Origin of the sequence: Streptomyces sp. NBC_00376, from assembly GCF_036077095.1 — a bacterium.
Lineage (GTDB): Bacteria > Actinomycetota > Actinomycetes > Streptomycetales > Streptomycetaceae > Streptomyces.
Genome location: NZ_CP107962.1, coordinates 381,538 through 399,350 on the forward strand (window position 1 = coordinate 381,538; position 17,813 = coordinate 399,350).

Sequence of the window (17,813 nt, forward strand, 5' to 3'; positions counted from 1 at the left end):
TCACCGGGCGCCTCCCGCGGTGGTGGTGAGCTGTGCGGCGGTGGCCGGGAGAGGGGTGATCAGGCGGGGGTCGGGCTGGGTCCGCGCGATCTTCCGCAGCCATCGCAGGGTGTAGGCGAAGAGGCCGCCGAGGGCGGCGAGGACGATCTGTCCGACCGGGGACTGATACCAGCCGGACCAGGCGTCGTTGAGCATGCAGCCGACCACGACGATGCAGATGACGAGCGAGACCATGCGCGAGCTCTTGCGGACCTTCGCCCGGTCGGCCTCGATGTCGCGGGCGTCGGCGGCCTGCTGATGGATCGTGACCGCCAGGGCTTCCAGCGCGTCGGACAGCCCGGGGCCCTTGTAGACGGCGTGGGACTGGAACAGCAGGACGACGTGGTCGGACACGCCGTCGGCGAGCTCGTCGGCGAAGAGCGCGAACGCGTCGTGCGCCTCCATGCCGGAGCGCAGCCGTTCGGCCAGGGCCCGCACGTTCGGGGCGATCGGTGCGGGCGCGGCCTTCGCGGACGTCCGGATCGTCTGGGGGAGGCTGATGCCGGCCTGGTGGACACCGGCGAGGTGGTTGAGCCACTGGCCGAGCGCCTCCAGGCGCTCGATTCTCTGGGTCGCCGCGGTGCCGGGGTTGAGGACGTAGGGCAGGCCGAGGACGGCGGCGCCGGCGAGGAGGCCGTGGACGGGCCAGCCGGTCCAGGCCCACACGACCAGCGCGACGACGCCCGCCGTGGTGAGCAGGTGGCGCCAGCGCCGTTGCCACTTCTCCGGCAGCTCGGCTTTCGCACGCTGGATCCGGCCGGTCATACGGGAGGTGGGCTTGGACGGGTCGGGGACGCGGCCCCGGATCTCGCGGACGGCGGCGAAGACCGCGAGCAGGGTGAGCACGGCGCAGCAGGCCGCGACGAGTGCGAGCTGGGAGGTACTCATCGCGTCCCCACTGTCTGCAGCGGCCCGAGCCACGCACCGTACGGGTTCTCGGTCAGCCACTGCCGGTTGAACAGGCCGGTGCGTTCCAGGTCGCCGATGAAGGTGGGCATGTTCGTGTAGACGGCGCGGAGCTCGCCGCCCTGGGGTGCGAAGAGGTCGGTGGTGACGGGTCGGCCGCCCTCGCCGACGACGTCGTGGACCTCGTGGATGCTGCTCACGAACCTGTGCTTCTTGCCGCCGATCGCCGTCTCGTCCAGGTAGGTCAGGTAGACGACGACGTCGATGGATGAGGCGATGAGGTGGTGGGCGGCCTCGGTCTGCATGCCGGCCTCGGTGCACAGCTGGACCAGGCGGCTGATGATGGCGTGCGGCCGGCGGACGTGGAGCGTGCACATGGAGCCGGAGCCGCCGGAGGACATGGCGTTCAGCATCGGCACGATCTCGGTGGAGCGGACCTCGCCGACGATGACCCGGGTGGCGTTGTAGCGCAGCGCGGTGGTGAACATGTCGGAGATGGTGACCTCGCCGGCCCGGTCACCGCCGCGGACCTCGCCGTTGGACTGCCTCGCCTCGAACGCGAATGTCACCGGTCCCGGCTTCGGGCCGGGCTCGTCCAGGTAGAGCTCGCGGTCGGACTCCAGGGTGACCAGCCGCTCCGCGGCCGGGATTTCACGGCCAAGCGCACGCAGCAGCGACGTCTTTCCCGCACCCATGTCCCCGACCACCAGGATGTTCATCTTGGCGTGCACGCACGCGGTCAGGAACCGTTCCAGGATCGGGTTGATCGAGCCCCACCGGACGAGTTCGGCGATGCCGTGCTGCCGGATGCGGTGGCGCCGGATGACGACGGACGGCCGGGTGGTGAGCAAGGATGCGGTGACCCGGGATCCGTCGGGCATACGGAAGCCGACCATGGGGTTGGCCTGGGTCAGTGACCGCTCGCCGTGCCCGGACAGCCGCGCCATCCGGTTGACCCAGGTGATCAGTTCGTCATGGCTGTCGGCGACCTTCTCGATCGTGCGGCGCGGACGGTCGTGGTACTCGACATGGGCGCGCAGCCCGTCGACCATCACGTCCTCCACACCGGGCTCGTCCAGGAGGGACTGCAGCCGGCCGCCTCGGTACATGGAGTCGAAGACCGCGGTGCCGATCGCGCTCTCCTGCTCGGCAGTCAGCGGAGTGTTGCCGTGGGCGTGCTTGGTCGACCAGTCCGCCACAGCGGTGGTCACCAGAGCCCGTGCGAGAGCCCGCCGGTCCGATTCCTCCAAGTGCTTGTCGGGGTCCTGCTCGCTGAGTGCCTTGGACACCTCGCCCTGCAGCGCCTCGATCACCTCCCAGCCCACCGGGAGCTCGCCGGGCAGCCCGGCCAGACGCGGCACAGCGGCCGGCCCCGCACTCGCCACCGGGGGAGAGGCGGGTGCCTGCGGTGACTGGGCAGGCGCGGAAGCGGGAGCACGGCGCTGACCGAGATGCCCGGACAGCAACGATGCGAGCTCCTGGCGCCCCATCGGTTCCGGATGCCCGTTGGCACCGGACCGCTGGTGGGTATCAGCCACGGCTGCCTCCGCGCTGCTCGGCCAGGCGCTGCAGCACACCGGACAGTTGCGGGTTCGCGGGCCGGGCCGGGTACTCCTGCTGGATCCGCCGGCGCGAGGTGGCCGCCTCGAACTGCTCGGTCGCCGTGCGCGCGTGGCGGAGCAGGGGGCTGCGGGCGTAGCCGCGCGGAGGCCGGCCCCCGGTGGTGAGGTACTGGGCGGTGTCCGTGTCCCAGGGCAGGGCACCGAGCACCGGCACCCCCTTGAGGGCTTCGCTGACCTGGTGGGCCCGGTAGGTGCCGCCCTCGATGAGCAGCAGACCCAGGGCGTCGGCGCCTGATCCCCGTTCCTGCAGTTCGGTGCGCAGCGGGTCGATGACGTGCCGGGCCAGGGTGAGGGACTGCTCGGTGCTGCGGACCACGAGCAGGACCAGGTCGGCCCGGTGGAGCAGCGGAGCCGGAGTCAGGACGGGGTGGAGGTGCCCGGACTCCAGCGCGAGACGCCCGGCATCTACGAACACGTCGTACCCGGCCTCACCGGCCAGGACGTGCAGCACGTCCGACAGGGCCGGCCACGTCCGGCCCAGCGCCGCGGCCTGGGCGGGATCGGTCAGGCCGGGCAGCAGCTTGCGGTGCCCGCCCTCGTCCAGCGGCCACAGGTGATTGGCGAACGCGTTCGCGAGCGCGTCCGGGCCCGTCCGTTCCGCGGCGGCGAGGTGGTAGAGGCCGAACCCCGCGGCGGCGCGCCCGTCCAGGAGCCCGGCTCGGATCGTGCCGCCCGCCGGGTCGCACTCGGCGAGCAGCGAAGGGCGCTTCGAGGCCAGGGTCAGGGCGAGCGCCGAGGCGGTGACCCCGCAGGACTTGGCGGAGACAAGAGCGGTCACGGGCATGTCAGCTGCTCCGCGGTTCGCGGACCAGGGCGATCCGCCCCGTCGAAGCACGGGTCGCCAGCAGCGGCCCGTCGGTGGGGGACACCGCGAGGTTGACCACGATCGTGCCCGAGGCGTCCGGGCGGGACACGGAGACCACGACACCGTTGACCGACGACGGCGGCGCCTCGGCACCCTTGGCGTCGGTCTGCTCCCCCTGGGCCGGGGTGGTGACGGCGAGCACCTTGTCACCCGGGGCCAGGGCACCGGCGGGGGCCTGGCCCCGCTTGACCTGCACACCCACCTGCTGCTTGTCGTCACCCAGCCCGGTGCCCGCGGACAGCTGCGAAGCCGTCAGCAGCCCGCCCTTGCGCAGGTCGACGGCAGGACGCTTCCCGACCATGCCGGCCCGCTCCGAAGCGGGGACCGGGCTCAGGTGCGCGTCGGCCGACACCTCCGCCACGACGAGATCACCATCCGTCAGCGCCTGCCCGGCCGGAACATCACGGGCAACGGCAAGGACCTGGGCGCGGTCGCCGGCCGACGTGACCGCCGCCGCCGCACCGAGCCCGGCGACGGCCGCCAGAACGACGCAGAGCGCGGCCACCGACCAGCGGCGCTCCCGCTTGACCGGGGCCGTCGTGGTGATGGGGATGTCGGGGCGGGCCGTGCCGGCGGCGCGGGGCGCCGGCGGCACGGCAACGGGGGACTCCATGCGCTGCTGCCTCTCGGGAAATTCTACAAAGAAGAGAAAGAAGAGAAGAACGGCCTCAGTTGAGGACCTGGACCTCTGCCACGGTGATGTCGGCGGCGCTGGCGCGGGTCTCGGTGAGCTGACCGGTCTCCCCACCACCCGCCCAGTCGATCGTCCAGGTCGACGTCGCGGTCACGTGGTACTTGCCGGACTCCAGGACGGAAGAGGGCTGGGTGTAGCGGTGGCCGCAGTCCGGAGACGGCTTCTTGCCGAACTCCGCCCGGTACGGCGTGCCCGCGGTCGTACAGGTGACGGCCGAGCCGTCCCCCATAGCCCACACGATCTTGCTGACCCTCGCGGTCGCCGTGACCGTCACCGAACCGGCCGTCGCCGAAGCCATGTTCGGCCCATACGTCTCCGCACCCTTCGCGGTCCACATGTACACCGGCATACCGACCACACCCTTGCCGCCAGGCTTCGGCGTGATACCGATCCGCGGACCCCGCAGCAGCATCTTGTCCACGGCCTGCTGCGCCACGACGGCAGGATCGACCCGGGCCGCGGGGGGATCGGCCGCCCACACCAGCTGAGTAATGGCGGCGTCGGTCTTCCCGGGGGCGCAGGTCTTCTCGTAGACCGCACCGTCACCGGGCTCGTGTCCGCCCCACTCCATGCTCCCGGCCGGGGGCTGCGGGTCTGCCAGCTTGTACGTGCACGGCATCCCGCTGACCGGGCCCTTACCGGGGCCCTTGCCATTACTTCCTGCCTTGCCTCCCAGATGAGGGCGGCCGGCGGGCTTGGTGCCTCCGGACGTGCCGGGGTCGTCCGCTTCCACGCACACGAAGAATCCGCAGCTGTCGACTCCAGTGCCAGGACCGTCTGCAGCGTGGGCGACGGAAGGGACCGTGAGAGCCGCCAGGACCAGGGCCGCGGAAACTGCCGCGTTCCGGCGGCTCAGCACTTCTGCCCCTGCGGTTCGTCTTTGATGACCCTCCAGCCCTCCGGCCAGCGCTCGACCGTGGACACGATGACGTACTTGGTCAGTCGCGTCGAGGGAAGAGCCGCCGGCTTCTTGGTGGCGCTGTCGATGACCTGCCAGTGCGAGATGTCCAGGCAGCTGGAGATCGTCGCGTTGGGGATCTTGCGGTTGATGTCGGCGCTGGTCACCGTGGGGCTGCCAACGGCGACTTGGCCGGTGATGATCCGGCCCTTGCCGTGCATGTTCTTGGCGTCCGCCTCGGCGTTCTTTAGCGCTGCGCCGGCGGCGTAGTCCTTCAGGGCGTTGTCTTTTCCGCTGCTGTCCGCGTAGAGGCGTTCCATTGCCTGCCAGTACTGCTTGTATGTGGCGACGGCTTCGTTCTTGGCGGTCTCGTTCGGGTCTGCGGGCTTGCTCGGTGTTTGCTTCGCCGAAGCGGACGGTGAGGGGGTCTCTTTCGGGTCGTCTGTTTTACCGGAACTGCATCCGGTCGCCGTTGCGAGTACGCAAGCGGTGGTGAGCAGGGTTGCCGACCACGCACGATTTCGTTCGCGAACGCCTGAGTGTTCCGGTCGCACCGGCTGCGTCACTGTGCCTCCCCATGCATATGCCACGTTGCCCCGACCTGCGGCTCGGGCCGTGACTGGCCACCTGCGCGCGACGAGTCTGAAAGCCGACCGTGCGGTCTGGTCTCATACATTACGCAAACTTTTGTCAACAGCCCATCCTGTTTTTGTAGTTCGGATCTATGGCATCCGTCGTAAATCGGCACAATCCTGCGTGGCGGGATCCCGGCATACGGGATTGCGCGTTCCGGGTCCGCATGGAATGGCGGAAGGGCCGCAGGCCGGTGTGAATGCGGGAACCGGTTTTGTCGACTCGTCGGCATTGGTGCGGCATTCCGGTTCACGTGATCGTTCCGGGCTCGGAATGCGCCGTCAGCAGCACGTTGGTGCGTTCTGCGTCGCCGAGTACCGGCATCACGATAGGAGCGAAAGGGCCGTGCCCGTCCAGGAGTTCGGCCGTGGTGACTCCCGCGCGGAGCCGGGTTGTCTCTGTGATGCGGGGGTTGGCGGAGGCCAGTGCCCGCAGGTCCTCGGTACGGCGCCGTAGCACGCGTTCGGATGCCCCCGAAAGGATGATCAGGAGGCGCGGGAACACGGGATACCGCTCGCGCCATGCCTCCCGGGTGCTCAACGGCCTGCGGCGGCCAGGCGGCTGCGGGATGTAGGAGGCGTAGCGGGCGTAGGTGTCGAGCTTCTGACCCAGCCGGGCCACCTGCATCGTGGAGCGGTCGATCTCCAGGAAGAACGTCAACAGCTGACGCCGCTTCCCAGTTGTGCGGGTGTAGCGCAGCACTGCGTCGGGGACGAGGAACGCGTCGTCGCCGAGACGGCTGTCGCCCTCCCGGACACGGTGGGCGAGCTCCGGATCCCAGTCCAGCGGCCCGCACTCGTCGCCGAGGCGGCCGGCCCACTCCGTGAACGCGATGCCGGAGTCGACCACGGCGAGGGTGTGCTCCTGGAGCTGGGAGGCGGCGGCTTTCGGGCTCATGCGGTACGCGCGCGTCGTGACCTCTCCGGCGGCTTCGACGATCTCGCAGCCCAGCGCGGTGATGTACCAGAGCTGTTCGCAGCGGCCCATCCGGTCGGTGAGCCGGTCGGTGGACTCCACAAGGCCCATGGTGCGCAGGTGCCCGAGGTGGCGCAGCAGATACACCGGGCGCTTCGTGTGCGGGGTCAGGAGCCGGTGAAGCTGGCTGGTGGCCACAAGGCGGTGCTGGTACAGGATCGGCAGCAGCTTCTGCCCGAGGCGGGACAGGTGGGCAGTCCGGGGCCCGGCAATGCTGGGGGACATCAGCCCACCTCGCTTCGGCCGGCTGCCTCGGCGGGCCCGGCCGTCTCGGCGGGCCCGGCGGCCGGGGTGCGGCCGGTGAGATGGGTGAGCAGCATGTCGTCCAGGCCCGGGAGCCGCTCGTCGTCCCCGTCCAGCGCTTTGAGGATTTCGCCGACCGGCCGGCGCCCGAGGTTGCGGTCGATCGCGGCGACCAGGCCGGGCAGGAGGTCGGGGCGGTGGTAGTCGGCCAGCACCTGGTGCACTGCGACACCCCGTACCCGGAAGGGGGTGCTGCGCTCTCCGTGCAGCATCGTCGACATGACGTACTGGTATTTCGCGAGCTGCTCCAGCACCGTGGACGCGACGCCGGCCAGGCGCCTGGAGATGAACGCGGCCTCGTCGCTGTCCGCCCCGGCCGCGGAGAGCAGGGACTGGTTCTGCATCAGGGCCTGCCGGGTCTCCTCGGACAGCCGCATCACCATCTGCGTGAGCCCCATCAGCCGCACCTCGTACTTCCGCAGCTGCTCCAGGATCGCCGCCACGTACCCGCGCGAAGCGCCGTCGATCGCGGTCAGTTCGTCCGCGAACGCGAACATCGTTTCCAGGTCCTCGGGCCGCACGCCCTCGCGCGACAGCCCGGCCAGGAACAGATCGAACAGCAGCAACGACGTGATGATCTGGTCACCGCCCCCGGTGCCCGAGCACCGCAGCAGCACGATCTTGTTCCCGTCCATCGCCTGCCGCACGTTGTAGCTGGACCGCGGCTGGCCGAGGAACGCCCGCAGCGAATCCGACGTCTCCAGCTGCTCCAGCAGCTGCGTCACGACCGGCACCGCGTTCCCCTCGTACCTCGGGAACGTGTGCCGCCAGAACCGGGACAGCCGCCGCGGCAGTTGCTCCAGCACCTGCATCCGCCACCGTTCGTCCGTCAGCAGCCGCGTGATCGAGAACAGCGTCGGCTGCAGGTCGGGACGGCCCCGCTCACACATCACCAGCGCCAGATGGGCCAGGACCTGCACCGCGTGGGACAGGATGGCCCGCGCCCGCGGCGCCCGGTCGCGCCACCCCTGCGCCGAGGCGAGACCACCGACGACAGCACCCACCACGTCCTGGACCTGCGCCCGGTCCCGCCCCTCCATCGACAACGGGTTCCACGACGCGATCCGCGCCCCCGGATCCTTCACGCTCAGATCGATCAGCTGCACCCGGTCGACGACCGCCGGATGCGTCAGGTACGGCAGCGCCCGCTGGACCGCCGCACCGTGCGGATCCAGAAACCACACCCCGCACCCGCCATACCCCAGCGTCAGCGCCTGGAGCAGAGCGAGCTCCGACTTCCCGAACCCCGACCGCCCCAGACTCGCCCCGAACAGCACGTCCTGCTGCGGGACAGCCCCCAGCCGTGCACGCCCGTCCGCACCGGTCACCATGCCCAGCGGCACCACACCCCGCTGCCCGGTCCACTCCGGCAGCCGCGACGGCGCCGCAGGCACCACACCCCCGGTCCGCACCACGTTCGTCGGCGTGCAGTGAACCGACGGCGGCTTGAGCAGCGCGGCGATCTCCCGCGAAGTCACCCACTGCCGCTTCGAGGGCGCGAACTCACCCATCTCGAAACGCCGCTCGAAGTTCCGGCGGCGCCACCACACGTTGCTGTACGGCCGCCACATACCCGTCCCAGGCCCGACCGGGCGCCACCAGTTCTCCCCCGACCAGGCATCCATCACCGCCATCACCTGATGCAACAGCGCCTGCGCTTTTACCGGGTGAGCGGCAACCGTCTGCACCATCACCTGCACCGCGAACACTTGCGTGTCCGCCGTCGGCAGGAACTTGCCCACCCCTTCGGCCAGATCCGAGGTCCGGGGAACCCGGCCCCTCCTCTGCCCCGGGCGGCCACGCGAGGCGCCTCCGTTCAACCCCGCGAGAGCCTGCGACCACAGCGAACCGCCCACCCCCGCCCGCTCCCCGCCGCCCAGCTGCTCACCGAATGCCGACGGGCCCCGCTGCTGTGCACGCCGCACCAGCCGGCGCCGCCACCGCGCTACTCGCCGCCCGGCCACCGGCACCAGGTCCACCACGAGCTCGACCCGTTCACCGCGCTCGCTGTCCGCGTGCGCGCACGCCGCGGCCATCAGCTGCAGGGGATCCGGGTCCAGACCGGCGGCGGTCAGCTGACGGTGATCGGGCCGGGCCAGCACCAACTCCGCCCGCGCCACATACAACCAGTCCCCGGCCGCTGCCTCACCGGCGTCCGCGAGGTCGTCTACGTCGATGTCCTTGCTGCACAGCTTCTCCAGCTGAACCGTCACGCGTCCTCATCTCCATCATGGTCTTCCTTGCCGAGTGGGGGCACGCCGTCGAACCAGATCAGGGGCACCTCGTCGTGGCCTCCGGGATCTACGACGTCCAGGACGTCCACATCGGGAAAGGACCGCAGCCTCAGCAGCGCCGCCGCCCGAGCCGGACCCTCCAGCCGGTACGACAGCCGGCTCTCATCACTGGAAAGCCGGATCCTCACCCCCAGCGCCCGCTCCGGCGCCCACCCCACAACCGCCGGAACCCGCGCGAGGCGCGCTGCGTGCCGCTCGATCTCCTCCAGCGACGGGTCAAAGCCCGCGGCCGGCACCAGAGAAACCGCCGCCCGCTCCCGCAACATGGTCCGAGCACGCCGCAGCCACCACCACCGCACCCACAAGCAGATGCACACGGAAGCAGCGGCAGCGGCCGCCACCCACCACCGGGCACCCCAGAACGTGCTGATCAGCGAACCCGCGTCGAACCGGCCGCCGGCCGGGAGCCACCCCATCACAGCCGCCACCCACGCCGCCGGATCCGGGGATCGATTCCGCACACCAGATCAGCCAGCGCGAGCCACACCCAGCGCGCACCCAACCCGCCCAGCCCCGACGCCAGGATGGGCACCCACGGCCATCCCCGCCGCTCCTCGACCGCTTCCGCAGCCGGGTCTCCCAGTCCCCAGGGGAGGTTGTGCAGATCCCCGCCCCACCACCATCCGCGTACGAACCCGACCACGAACACCACCGCGACCAGCCACCCGCACAGACTGACCAGCGCCTCGACATCCGTATCCAGCCGACTGCGTCCTGCTGCCCTCCGGAGCTCAGCAGCGTGCCGTGCCATGTGCAACGCACCTCCCGCAGACGGCCCGGTGCCGTCCTTACCTACGCAAGGAACCCGCAGACCGAAAACGTGACAGGCAAACGGGAGGCAATCAGGTTTCTGATTTCCGGTGCAGAGTGCCGGGATGCGCGCGGTGCCCCGACCTTCTTGACACCGGCCCCGCATACGCGGGCCCGGTGTGTGGCTCGTGGGCCACACGGGCCGCATGCGGGGACCGGGCGGGTGGCTGGTAGAAAGAGTGACGTGCCGACAAGTGGTCGGCCATGGGGGAGGAACCACGTGTCTCAACCGCCCGGCGAGCAGCCGCAGCAGCAGCCCTGGTCGCCGCCACAGCAGCCGTTCGGCATGCCGCCGCCTCCGCCGGTCCCTCCAACCGCACCGCCGCAGACCGGTTACGGGCAGCCGCAGGTGCCGCACCCCGGTATGCCCGTGGCCGGGAACCCGTACGCCCAGCCGGGCCCGCCGTACGGCGCCTACCCGTCGCCGCACGGCCCCCTTCCCGGCGCCCTGGGGCAGGCACCGGGGCCAAGGAAGCGGCAGACCGGGCTCATCGTGACGGCCGCCGTGGTGGCTCTCGTCGTGGTGGCCGGCGGGGTGTGGTTCGCGGTCGGCCGGGGCGGCGACGACACCGAGTCGCCCAAGGCCAAGGCGAGCCCGAGCACCTCGGCGCCCAGCGTGAGCCCGACCGACAAGTCCCCGATCGTCCAGCCACCGCCCGAGGAGTCGGAGACCCCCGACAACCCGCTCGTCCCCGAGCCCACCGGGACCGGCCTCCAGGCCGTGTGGAAGGCATCCGACTCCACCATGCTGGCGATCGGCGACGCGTACCTCGACGAGCCTGCCCGGATCAACGCGATCCTCAGCGACGGCTCCGGGTTCGAATGCAAGGGGCGTTGGCAGGAGGACGAGAGCGGCGACTTCCTGGAGGTCGCGCTGTTGTGCGAGCAGGACGGCGTCCGGGTCGCGGACAAGGACCGGGCCGGCAATCTCAGCCAGAACGGCGACACCCTGACAGTCAAGTGGAACAAGGGCGCCACCGGCTCGGAGTCCTTCGAGCGCTTCCGCGACATGGACCCCGCCTGACCGCCAGGTGTGCCCAAGCCCAGAGCAGGACTGGCGTTTCCCAAAGAGCCCCATCAGCGTCGCGACGCCGAGCCAAATGCCTCCCCAGGCCGATAGCCGCTGCAGGTCAGCTGCTTGACTGCAGCGACCGCCTGCACTCCTTCCTCAGGATCTGGATGCGCTCATGGAAGGTCTGCAGGATGGCCTCTGTTGGCCCGGGAGCGTGGTGACCTACTGCGATCACGCTCTCAGCCGCCGCGGCCCTAACCTGCCTCGCCGCCTCGCGAACCTCCAGAGGAGCCTCAAGCTGAAGTACCAGCTCCAGGCCGAACAACCGCGTTGCCTTGGCGGCATCAAACGCAGCTTGGCGTTCCACAGCACTGAGCTGCTCGGAAGCCACTGAAGCTGCTCTCTGGAACACTTCCTCAGCAGCACTGAGGTAGGAGGTGTAGGCATCTCGGCGGATCTGCCTTAGCTACTGCTGATGAGCGCTCAGCCTCTGTTGATCTGCCTGGTAGCGGGCCCCACGGAAAGCGATCAACGCGGCCACCCATGCCCCAGTGGCTCCGATAATGCCCCCGCCCAGGGCCCCAACGAGCCCTGCGATGCCAGCGTCCACAGCCCGATTCTAGATCGGTGATTGCACGTCTCCACGTGTCAGGACGGAAAACTAATCAGAGCACTCGGCGTACGTCCCAGTCATACCGTTCCCAGTACCCGGCTGTGGAGGTGGTCTCGACGGTCTTTCCGGGCCGGGGTGCGTGGATCATGGTGTTGTTGCCGGCGTAGAGGCCGACGTGTCCCCAGTTTCCGGCGTTGTTGATGACGATGAGGTCGCTGGGCTGGATCTGAGAGCGGGGGACTCGGGTGCCGGAGTGCCGCATTTGCTGGGAGGTGCGGGGGAGCGTGATCCGAGCGCCCTGATAGAAGGCGTAGAGCATCAGGGCTGGGCAGTCGTAGCCGCCTTTTGGTCGGGCCCGTGGACTGCCTGGAGGACCGGCGGCGCGGAAGCGGGTCGGTGAGCTTGGCTCGGCCGCTTGTCCGGCCGCCGGGACTTTGAAGATAGCAGCTGGTGGACTGGCGGAAGATCGCTTGCCGTCACTTTGGGCCGCTGGGATACTCGTCCAACTCTTTGACATCAAGCGTCGTTTCGTATGACTGCTGGTGTCTCCTATGTGTGAGATCGGGAGCGTGAGCGGAGTGGCTAGCGGGGGCACGTGGTCGGATCTGGAGGCGTTCTGGCCTGCTGAGGAGATGGTGCGTAACAGAGGGCGGCTCAGCAACAAGATTGCTGAGATCTATGAAGCCGCGCATCCCAACCATGCCAAGGCCTCTACTGCCGACAAGAAGGCGTGGCGCGAGAGCCTCTACGAGGTCGCGACAGCCCTCAAGGACGTTGACCTCGGGCAGGTCTATGTCTTCGTCGAGTACAGAGTTCACCCCACTATGAACCCGATCGATGTGGTCCTTGCCGGACAGCACCCCGACGGCGGACTAAGCTTCGCCGCCATTGAGCTGAAGCAGTGGGGCACCATCGAGCGCCCCGATCCAGCCAAGGGGACGGCCAAGCTGTGCGCTGAGTGCAAGCAGTCCACCACTGGGGAGCTTTGCGAAGACTGCGCCATTGGCTGCGTCTACGCGCCGTTCTACCAGCGGCACACAAAGCACCCCGCAGTGCAGGTGAGAGACAACCTGGAGGCGCTGAAGCGCCATCACAGCATGTTCGACGATCGGTACGTGCACCTCGCCGGCGCAGCCTACTTGCACAACCTGAAGGATCCCGACAGCCAGTGGATCAGCATGGTGCGACCGGTGCCGGGAGTTCCGACCTTCACGGCGCGGCAACCAGCCGATCTCCGCAAGTTCCTCACCACGCGCTTCAGTCCTGTCAAGGATGCCGAGGCCGCGCAGGCACTTCTGGGCCGTCGCCGTGCCAGCTCTCTTCTCACGGACGAGATCGGGGCGATCGTCAACGGGCACACACAATTCAGCCTGACGGGGAAGCAGCTTGAAGCTGTGGGTCAGGTCATGGAATCGGTCCGCAAACCGTTGCCTGGCGCGAAAAAGGTGTACGTCATCAGCGGGCGACCGGGCACGGGGAAGTCGCTCCTGGCCCTGACGGCACTCGGCGAGGCGCTCAACAAAGGTTACCAAGCGCGATTTGTGTCGGGTGGTATCGCATCCCGCGAGAACCTCAAGCGCGGTGCCAAGGGAAAGAAGAAGCACTTCACGACCTTGAACCAGGTCGCGAACAAGGTGGCGCCCAACGGGCTTGACTTGCTGGTGTGCGACGAAGCGCACCGACTTACCGAGCGCCCGCAGTCGGGCTCGTTCGCGTTGCGGCGCGACGATGAGTCGTCGGTGTCGGTGATCGTGACACGGGCCAGAGTCCCTGTCTTCTTCGTGGACGGTGACCAGCGACTCTTCGCCGAGGACGCCTGGTCCGAAACGGATCTCATCGAGGCTATTCAGGACCTCAAGGCAGAAGTTGTGCCCATCAGGCTTGACAGGTCTCTTCGAGCGGTCGGGAGCTCCACCTACGACACGTGGGTACGGAATCTCCTGGCGGGCCGCCCTGTGCCGTGGAGCGCGGACGGTGACGAGAATCCGGAGCCTTTCGAGCTCTACTACACCGACAAGGCGGCCCGGATGGAGGAGTTCCTCCAGTCCAAGCTCGATGCGGGGCACAGCGCCCGGATGACTGCTGGCATGTGCTGGGAGTGGACCGACACGTCCGGCACCTTCCCGGACGTCGCCCCGGAACAGGGGTGGGCTCGCCCATGGAACGCGGAGGACACGCACAACACGCCGGGTGTCCCATCACGCCGGTTCTGGGCTACAGACGACGGCGGCTTCGGCCAGATCGGCTGCGTCCACACGGCCCAAGGCCTGGAATACGAGTGGGGCGGAGTCATCATGGGCCCTGACCTCACCTGGGCCGAAGGCTCATGGGCTCTGGACCGGGACTGGGTGAAGAGCAAAGCAATCCGAATCGACTCCGACGAAATCTTGACGGAGCGACTTCGTAACGCCTACGGAGTACTGATGACTCGATCCATCCGCGGCACAGTGCTCTACTCGATGGACCCAGACACCAGACAACTCTTCGCTGAACTTGGCATTCCGAAGCTCTGATCGTGGGCGAGAGCTGCCAAGGTTCGCATCCGAGGAATTCGCCGCACAGGAAAGGCTGCGGGGGCGTTGTGCCGGCCCAACCCTGGGCGTCTGTGGAGCTGAAAAGTGAAATATTGCGCCCAGCCCGTGCGGCCGGGCCGAAGGGGGATGGCCCGTGTCGGCAACGGAATCCGCTTCAGGCTGGCCCGAAGTCCGGCTCGCCAGCGTCCTCGGCAGTCGATTGATCAGCGGCGGCTCCAAGACCACCACTGTCGGAGGATGGCCTCCCACGTCCGCAAACCATTCACTCGAGACAGTGGCGAGAAGAGGAAACCAGGACTCAGCAGCGGACAGGGCAGGCCTCGGTGGGCCTCCTCCAGTGGACGTTCGTGCAGGAGATTTTCTCGTCTGCCGCAACGCCGGAACACTGGACCGCCTCGGACGGGGAGTGCTGATCGAGAAAGGGACGCCACTGCTGAATTTCTCGAGCGGTATGGCGCGAGTTCGCGTGCGCCCCACACTCCTGTATCCCGCGTACCTGGAACAGTTGTGGCAGTCCTCCCCTGTCCGAGAACAGATCGAGGCCGCAGCACGCAGCGGCCGTATGTACTCGCTCACGATCAAGGCACTGTTGAACATCAGGTTCTCCCTGCCGCCACTTGCATTACAGGAACGCATCCTGGCGGCACTTCAGGTACGGATCAAACGACTCGATCGTGCAGAAACAGCCCTTCGTCGGGCCGCAGCGGGAGTTATCGCGCTGCAGGACGTCGCGCACCATGCACTGACGCCGCAGTACGACGCCGCCACCCAAACGCTTCCCCACGGCTGGCGTTGGGGGCGCCTGGGCGAGGTCATCAAGCGGATCGAGTCAGGGCACTCACCACGGTGCCTCAAGCGGCCTGCCGAAAGCGACGAGAAAGCAGTGATCAAGACCAGTGCCATTACCGGAGGGAGGTTCCTCGAGGACGAGAACAAGGCGGTGCCCGCGGGAACGCTCCTCAATGAACACCACGAGATCACGGCTGGCGACATCCTGCTGTGCCGTGCCAACAGCCTCGCTCACGTCGGTGCGACTGTCCATGTCACCGAATGCCGGTCTGGTCTGTATCTGAGCGACAAAAGCCTGCGAATGGTGCCGAATACTGGCATCGATGACCGATGGCTGGTGTCGCTTCTGGCAACCCCCTACGTACGTGCGGAGATCGCGCGACGGAGCAACGGCACTCTGTCGTCGATGCGCAATATCACGCAACCTAATCTGCAAGAAATCCCGATACCCATTGCCCCGCTGCACGACCAAGTGCGGCTGGGCCGACAAGCCACGCAGTGCAGAAACGCAGCAGACCAACTGCATCTGCGGATACAGAAAACCCTGAAGTCATCGGCCTTGCTGCGCCGGGCACTGGCTGATGCGGCGTCAGTCGGCCGGATCGTGGGTCCTGCGAACATTGGTTCGCCGCAGGAGCCGACCGTCCTGCATGTCCCACCGGAGCCGTCTATCCGTAACGAAGGTGACTGGATTGCCCGCCCGGTGCAAACCCCGTGGGCAGTGGCTGATCACCACAGCCGGAGCGTTGTCCCGGAACAGCTGGAGTTTGAGCTATGAACGATGCCTCTGCCCTCTCAACGGACCGAGGATTGCATGGCGCGAAGTCACACATGACCGAGCGGCTTTTAAACTACTACAACCTTCTGTATGACCGCGGGCTGTCTGCCGTGGAAGCCGTCGAGCAGCTCACGTTTCTGCTCGTGCTCAAACTTGAGGACGAAGGGCGGCAGACCGCAATAGACGGCGAACCGCCCGCGCCACCCACACCACACGGTTGGGCGTCGCTGACGGGGAAGCGGGCAGAGCCGCTTGTCGCCCAGTACACCAAGACACTTGCCCAGCGTTCGTCCAGTGCCTCTGGCACTGCAGTGGACGCTGTCTTCGTCGGCGCACAGAACCACGTACCCGATCCAGCACTGCTGGAGCGACTCATTCTCGACCTCTTCGATGTGGAGCAATGGAGTGCGTATGGGATGAGTCTGCTGGGCGAGGCATATGGCGAGCTCTTGCAAAGAACGATGAATGAGAGAAGATCCGGGGCCGGTCAGTTCTTTACGCCCCGCCCGCTCATCGATGCCGTCGTCGAAGTGCTTCAACCAGCGCTCACCGACACCATCAGCGATCCAGCCTGCGGCATGGGTGGTTTCCTCCTGGGGGCGCACGACTATCTCGCACGGCATTTGACCAACCCCACCTCGGACGAACTGCAGCAGTACCGCAACCATCAGCACTGGGGAGACGAGCTGGTCCATAGCACGGCCCGGTTGGCGACGGCGAGACTGCTTCTGAGCGGAGTCGTCTTCGCCGGGCAACCGGCACCGATCGCCGTGAGGGACGCGCTTGCTCAGCAGCCCGATAGCCAAGCCTCGCTGGTGCTCACCCATCCACCGTTCGGCAAGCATGCAGAGATCTCCGGGGAGGGGTCCCGCCACACGTATGGGCGGTCAGACTTCGTGGCCGTGTCGACCGACAAGCAGATCAATTTCCTGCAGCATGCCATGTCGCTGACGGCCGAGCAGGGGCGCGCAGCCGTTGTCGTCCCCGACAACATCCTCTTTGCCCTGGGCACGGCAGAGACCGTGCGACGAGACATGCTGAACAGGTTTGACGTCCACACCATGCTTAGGCTGCCTACGGGTACCTTTCCCTCTGCCAGCGGCGTCAGGGCGAGTGTCATCTTCTTCGATCAGCATCCCAATCCTGCGGGCGAGTATCCTCAAACATCCAGAATCTGGGTCTACGACCTGCGCTCAGGACGACGATTCGACGCCCGCGATAATCCACTCAGCCAACGGGACCTGAACGCCTTCGTGTCCGCGTACGGTCCGGGTCTCCCCCGAGTGGAGCGCCGGGAGACAGAACACTTCCGATGCTTCGACATCCACGATGTGCTCGACCATGGTCACGCAAGCCTTGATCTCACACTGCCGAACGAAGCCCCAGGGGAGGGTGCCCTTGCTGCTCCCGAAGAGATCGCCCAAGGTGTTCTTGAGAATCTGAGAATAGCACTGCAGGAGTTCGAGGAGCTGACTGCGGAACTGTTGCTCGACGACGCGGAATGAGCCGCATATCGCCAGCGGCGCTGGCCGCCGACGATCACGTACATCCCCAGGTGGTGGTTGCGGCGGCGGTCGGGCACGGAACCCACGCAATCAGCAGGCTAACTGGTCAAGCAGTGTAGGTTCCGATTTGTTTTGTCGTCCGGCATTCATGTGGCCTTGCGTTTCGAGGCTGTGTCCAGACGATTTGGCGGTGGATCTGTCCGGACGATCTGTCAGATCCCTGGCCATGGTGGGCGGGTTCTGGTCGGCGGCAGTCGGCACTTGCGGCATTTCAGGGCTCGGCCTCATTGCGGGCCGCGCGATGGCCAGCGGGTGAGAACGCAGAGAAGATGAGGCTCCTTCCAAAACCATGGCCAGGGGTACGCTTTCGGAGTTGATCGCTGCTCGCTGGAGGGGGAATCTTGCTGGGGGCCAGAAGGGCGTTCGCCGAGGGCGCGTGCTTGGTCGCGGTGGCTGCGTGCTTGGCGGGGTGTGGGGTCGGGGCTGACCCCGGACAAGACGAGCCGAACCAGGTTTCTAAACCCTCCTTCCAGGGGCCAAGGG

Annotated in this window: 15 protein-coding genes; 4 read left to right on the top strand and 11 right to left on the bottom strand. The window is 67.6% G+C overall.

Going from position 1 to position 17,813, the window contains the following annotated elements; translation table 11 throughout:
* The 10 genes from OG842_RS44855 to OG842_RS44900 all read right to left on the bottom strand — a co-directional run bounded on the left by OG842_RS44855 (window position 1) and on the right by OG842_RS44900 (window position 9,980).
* The gene (locus OG842_RS44855) at window positions 1-927 is read right to left on the bottom strand and encodes a type II secretion system F family protein (protein ID WP_266738201.1); all 927 of its coding nucleotides are present in this window, start codon (window positions 925-927) and stop codon (window positions 1-3) included.
* Window positions 924-2,483, bottom strand: a complete 1,560-nt coding sequence (locus OG842_RS44860) for a CpaF family protein (protein ID WP_266738199.1) — start codon at window positions 2,481-2,483, stop codon at window positions 924-926. The genes OG842_RS44855 and OG842_RS44860 overlap by 4 nt, the downstream gene beginning before the upstream one ends.
* A complete protein-coding gene (locus tag OG842_RS44865) occupies window positions 2,476-3,351 on the bottom strand; it encodes a MinD/ParA family ATP-binding protein (protein ID WP_266738197.1) in 876 nt (291 codons plus the stop codon). The genes OG842_RS44860 and OG842_RS44865 overlap by 8 nt, the downstream gene beginning before the upstream one ends.
* Before the next feature lies 1 nt (window position 3,352).
* The gene (locus tag OG842_RS44870; protein WP_266738196.1) at window positions 3,353-4,045 is read right to left on the bottom strand and encodes an SAF domain-containing protein; all 693 of its coding nucleotides are present in this window, start codon (window positions 4,043-4,045) and stop codon (window positions 3,353-3,355) included.
* Window positions 4,046-4,100: 55 nt separating this feature from the next.
* A complete protein-coding gene (locus tag OG842_RS44875) occupies window positions 4,101-4,859 on the bottom strand; it encodes an ATP/GTP-binding protein (protein WP_328512789.1) in 759 nt (252 codons plus the stop codon).
* Window positions 4,860-4,978: 119 nt separating this feature from the next.
* Window positions 4,979-5,590 (bottom strand): hypothetical protein, encoded by a 612-nt coding sequence (locus OG842_RS44880; protein ID WP_266738193.1) that lies wholly within the window; start codon window positions 5,588-5,590, stop codon window positions 4,979-4,981.
* Between the two features lie 316 nt (window positions 5,591-5,906).
* A complete protein-coding gene (locus tag OG842_RS44885) occupies window positions 5,907-6,857 on the bottom strand; it encodes a replication-relaxation family protein (RefSeq protein WP_266738191.1) in 951 nt (316 codons plus the stop codon).
* A complete protein-coding gene (locus tag OG842_RS44890) occupies window positions 6,857-9,148 on the bottom strand; it encodes a hypothetical protein (RefSeq protein ID WP_266738189.1) in 2,292 nt (763 codons plus the stop codon). Before OG842_RS44890 ends, OG842_RS44885 begins: the two co-directional genes overlap by 1 nt.
* Entirely contained in the window at window positions 9,145-9,495 is a 351-nt protein-coding gene (locus tag OG842_RS44895) for a hypothetical protein (protein WP_266738187.1), read from the bottom strand. Before OG842_RS44895 ends, OG842_RS44890 begins: the two co-directional genes overlap by 4 nt.
* A gap of 149 nt (window positions 9,496-9,644) precedes the next feature.
* A complete protein-coding gene (locus OG842_RS44900; protein WP_266738186.1) occupies window positions 9,645-9,980 on the bottom strand; it encodes a hypothetical protein in 336 nt (111 codons plus the stop codon).
* Window positions 9,981-10,259: 279 nt separating this feature from the next.
* On the opposite strand from OG842_RS44900, the gene OG842_RS44905 reads away from it, so the two are divergent.
* Complete coding sequence (locus tag OG842_RS44905) at window positions 10,260-11,063, top strand: hypothetical protein (RefSeq protein WP_266738184.1); 804 nt, start codon at window positions 10,260-10,262, stop codon at window positions 11,061-11,063.
* A gap of 653 nt (window positions 11,064-11,716) precedes the next feature.
* On the opposite strand, the gene OG842_RS44910 is transcribed toward OG842_RS44905, so the two are convergent.
* Window positions 11,717-12,181, bottom strand: coding sequence for a C40 family peptidase (locus OG842_RS44910; protein WP_266738473.1), 465 nt, complete (start codon window positions 12,179-12,181; stop codon window positions 11,717-11,719).
* 115 nt (window positions 12,182-12,296) lie between these two features.
* Between OG842_RS44910 and OG842_RS44915 the strand changes: the two genes are divergently transcribed.
* The 3 genes from OG842_RS44915 to OG842_RS44925 all read left to right on the top strand — a co-directional run bounded on the left by OG842_RS44915 (window position 12,297) and on the right by OG842_RS44925 (window position 17,270).
* Window positions 12,297-14,177 (top strand): DNA/RNA helicase domain-containing protein, encoded by a 1,881-nt coding sequence (locus tag OG842_RS44915; protein ID WP_328512790.1) that lies wholly within the window; start codon window positions 12,297-12,299, stop codon window positions 14,175-14,177.
* 358 nt (window positions 14,178-14,535) lie between these two features.
* The gene (locus OG842_RS44920) at window positions 14,536-15,765 is read left to right on the top strand and encodes a hypothetical protein (RefSeq protein ID WP_266738182.1); all 1,230 of its coding nucleotides are present in this window, start codon (window positions 14,536-14,538) and stop codon (window positions 15,763-15,765) included.
* Between the two features lie 53 nt (window positions 15,766-15,818).
* A complete protein-coding gene (locus tag OG842_RS44925) occupies window positions 15,819-17,270 on the top strand; it encodes an HsdM family class I SAM-dependent methyltransferase (RefSeq protein WP_266738181.1) in 1,452 nt (483 codons plus the stop codon).
* Window positions 17,271-17,813: the final 543 nt, after the last annotated feature.

Bases quoted from the DNA above. Each gene is read 5' to 3' on its own strand.
- OG842_RS44855 (WP_266738201.1), bottom strand. From the start codon at position 927: ATGAGTACCTCCCAGCTCGCACTCGTCGCGGCCTGCTGCGCCGTGCTC.
- OG842_RS44865 (WP_266738197.1), bottom strand. From the start codon at position 3,351: ATGCCCGTGACCGCTCTTGTCTCCGCCAAGTCCTGCGGGGTCACCGCC.
- OG842_RS44870 (WP_266738196.1), bottom strand. From the start codon at position 4,045: ATGGAGTCCCCCGTTGCCGTGCCGCCGGCGCCCCGCGCCGCCGGCACG.
- OG842_RS44885 (WP_266738191.1), bottom strand. From the start codon at position 6,857: ATGTCCCCCAGCATTGCCGGGCCCCGGACTGCCCACCTGTCCCGCCTC.
- OG842_RS44895 (WP_266738187.1), bottom strand. From the start codon at position 9,495: ATGTTGCGGGAGCGGGCGGCGGTTTCTCTGGTGCCGGCCGCGGGCTTT.
- OG842_RS44900 (WP_266738186.1), bottom strand. From the start codon at position 9,980: ATGGCACGGCACGCTGCTGAGCTCCGGAGGGCAGCAGGACGCAGTCGG.
- OG842_RS44910 (WP_266738473.1), bottom strand. From the start codon at position 12,181: ATGTCAAAGAGTTGGACGAGTATCCCAGCGGCCCAAAGTGACGGCAAG.
- OG842_RS44915 (WP_328512790.1), top strand. From the start codon at position 12,297: ATGGTGCGTAACAGAGGGCGGCTCAGCAACAAGATTGCTGAGATCTAT.
- OG842_RS44925 (WP_266738181.1), top strand. From the start codon at position 15,819: ATGACCGAGCGGCTTTTAAACTACTACAACCTTCTGTATGACCGCGGG.